General features: G+C 37.3%; 3 protein-coding genes. 1 reads left to right on the forward strand and 2 read right to left on the reverse strand.

All coding sequences use genetic code 11. From position 1 onward, the window contains the following. Window positions 1-510 (reverse strand): DedA family protein (locus RT405_RS04760; protein ID WP_313468012.1); only part of this gene is annotated, 510 nt, incomplete at its 3' end. Window positions 511-583: 73 nt separating this feature from the next. After that, complete coding sequence (locus RT405_RS04765; RefSeq protein WP_313468014.1) at window positions 584-1,870, reverse strand: hydroxymethylglutaryl-CoA reductase, degradative; 1,287 nt, start codon at window positions 1,868-1,870, stop codon at window positions 584-586. Between the two features lie 444 nt (window positions 1,871-2,314). Between RT405_RS04765 and RT405_RS04770 the strand changes: the two genes are divergently transcribed. After that, window positions 2,315-2,689 (forward strand): cyclic nucleotide-binding domain-containing protein (locus RT405_RS04770; RefSeq protein ID WP_313468016.1); only part of this gene is annotated, 375 nt, incomplete at its 3' end.

The raw sequence follows: 2,689 nt of genomic DNA on the forward strand, positions 1-2,689 counted from the left end.
GACGATGACTTCCCATTGTGAGCCAACAGCAGCGCCTAAATAAATTAAAATCGTATTCCATATTAATGTACCGGTAGTTGTCAAAGCAAGAAAAATACCGAAGTTCATATTGGACATTCCTGCTGGAATTGAGATCAAGCTTCTGATTAGCGGAATGAAGCGACAAAAGAAGACCGTCCACATTCCATACTTATCAAACCAATTATCGGCTTTATGAATATCCTCTCTAGTCAAACGTAAAACATGTCCCCAGCGATCTACGATTTTTTCTAACCGTTCAACATCTAACAATAACCCAATGCCATAAAGGATAACCGCTCCGATAACTGCGCCAATAGTTGAAGCAATAATCATTCCCCAAATCGTTAAACTCGTGCTAGTGGTCATAAAACCGCCGAACGTTAAAATAACTTCTGAAGGGATAGGCGGAAAAACATTTTCAATCATAATTAAAAAAGCGACTCCGATATAACCAAATTGTTCCATAATTCCTTGAATCCAAGCTTCCATAAATTGATCTCCTTATTGTGTGTCACTCATCTTTTCTCTAAACAGCCTTAAAGTATACTAGTTTAATAAATTACTACTTATTTTTTATTTTATCTAATAATGTTTTAGCCGTTTCCAAATTCATATGAGGAGCTTTTTTTAACTCATCTGCCACTAGCTCGATCCATTGCTCAGTTGCCCCAGCGCTGATTGCTAAAGATTTAGCCTGTAATCCCATATGTCCTTTTTGGATGCCTTCCGTTACCAAAGCTTTAAGCGCCGCAAAATTTTGTCCCAGCCCGACAGAAACAATTACTGATTCTAATTCTTTAGCATTTTTAACGCTTAATAATCGCTGACTAAATTGAGCAGTAGGGTGAATGGTGATTGAACCACCCACAAACCCGATTGGCATAGGCAAAGTCAAACTTCCAAGTAAATCTCCATTGTCCGCTTTTTCCCAATTGGAAAGAGCTCGATATTGTCCAGATCTAGCAGCATAAGCATGAGCACCCGCTTCAATTGCTCGCCAATCATTGCCGCTCGCTAAAACGACTGCATCAATACCGTTCATAATGCCTTTATTATGAGTCACAGCTCGGTAAGGATCAGCATAGGCAAATTGAGCAGCTTCAATCAATCGATCCCGAACGGTTTCACCTGACAAACCCTCGCGCTTTAATAAGTCGACCGGAATCCGGCAAACAGCCGTTGCTAAACATTCCGTAGCGTAATTTGAAAGAATGCCCATTAAGACTTTTCCTCCGGTCAGCGTTTCTAGATAAGGAGCAATAGCTTCCATCATGGTATTGACAATATTGGCTCCCATTGCTTCTTGCACATCGATATAAACATGAACGACTAAAAACTTAGGAGATTTTTCAGTTGCTTCAATGAAGCGAACCATCAATTCATCTGCTCCGCCGCCGCGCTTTACAATAGAAGGATGAGCTTGATTGGCTTTGTTGAGGACGTCTTTTTTATGTAGCTTTATTTGTTTTTGAGCGTGTGTTATATCTGGAACGGCTATTAATGCTACTTGTCCAATCATCCGGCGTTTTGTGCTAGTAGTGTCAAATCCTCCTGCTTGAGCAATCGTTTTAGCAGCAGAACTAGCAGCTGCAATTACTGAGGGTTCTTCAGTGACCATTGGGACAGCATATTCTTTGTCGTCGACCATTAAATTTAGCGCCACACCTAATGGCAAAGCATATTGCGTCAATTGGTTTTCTACCATACTATTAGCTAATTCATCAGATAAGAGAGGAGCTTCTGTTAAAAATTGTTTGTCTTCTTCAGTAAGGATATTTGCATCTAAGAGAGCTTGAATTTTTTCTAGCTTTGTTTTTTTGTAAAACTTTGAAAAATAGGATGTGTCCATTTAATAAACCCCTTTCTGTTAAAGTGGAAAATCAGCTCGTTTATTATCTTAGCATAGATCTAAGTCCAGCTCTAGCTCAAAGCGGCTATCTTAAGAGAAACCTTAAAACTTGAAAAAAGTATAAAAAAGAGATTTTTTTACCGCTTTTTTCAAGTATTCTCATAAACTTGATCTGTATCAATTTTTAATAAATAATTGTTGACTATACTAAATTATAGAAATAAGAACAAACCATATTTTTAAAGAAAAATGAAAAAACTAGAATGGCGCTATGTTTTTGTGCTAAGTGAAGATGGTAAAATTCTACTTAAATAATAAGTTTCTATTGTATTAAACAGTCTTTGCTCATATGATAACAATGTGAAGCTTTTTGGAAAATGCAACTTACTTTGAGACTAAGAAAATAAAAAGAAACAGATACTCATTTTGTTTGGAGGGAGAAACATGGAAAGAAAAGAACTTGTAGATCATGAGCATGATTCACATAAATCATGTGTTTCTTTGGTTCCAATTTTTAACCATTTAGAAGAACAGCAAATGGATGAAATAACCAAAACAACCCAATCAGTCAGATATAAAAAAGGTGAGATTGTTTACCGTGCCGGTGATCTTTCTAAGTCTTTGTTTATTGTAAATAAAGGTAAAATTCGCATTTATCGCTTGGCAGAAAACGGTAAGGAACAACTGATTCGCATTTTAATGCCGGGAGATTTCACTGGAGAGTTGGCGCTATTTAGCGAAACTACTTATGCGGCTTTTGCTGAAGCAATGGTAGATACTAAAGTGTGTATGATTGACCGCGATGCTTTTCAAAAGTTG

The sequence above is a fragment of the Carnobacterium sp. genome (assembly GCF_032094055.1).
Lineage (GTDB): Bacteria > Bacillota > Bacilli > Lactobacillales > Carnobacteriaceae > Carnobacterium_A.